This is a genomic window from Bacillus cereus group sp. BfR-BA-01524, from assembly GCF_022662595.1.
In the GTDB taxonomy this organism is placed as follows: Bacteria; Bacillota; Bacilli; order Bacillales; family Bacillaceae_G; genus Bacillus_A; species Bacillus_A thuringiensis_S.
Window position 1 is genome coordinate 1 of sequence record NZ_JAKUDW010000345.1, and the last position, 314, is coordinate 314.

Here is a 314-nt window from a genome sequence, read left to right on the forward strand (position 1 = left end):
CGAGTGGCCCAACCGGCCCACAAGGAGTGCAAGGAATCCAAGGTCCGAGTGGCATAACAGGCCCAACCGGTCCACAAGGAATTCAAGGTATTCAGGGACCACAAGGAAGTATAGGTCCAACCGGTCCTCAAGGAATCCAAGGAGTGCAAGGTCCCCAAGGCCCAACCGGCCAGACGGGAGCAACGGGTCCTCAAGGAATTCAGGGAATACAAGGTCCAATTGGTCCAACGGGTCTCCAAGGAATTCAGGGGATACAAGGAGTGCAAGGTCTCCAAGGCCCAACTGGTCCAACCGGCCCTCAAGGTCTACAAGGA

Annotated in this window: 1 pseudogene; it reads left to right on the plus strand. The window is 56.4% G+C overall.

Annotated features, from left to right (window positions below):
• Positions 1-314: pseudogene (locus MR170_RS31395) on the plus strand (collagen-like protein); the annotation flags it as partial.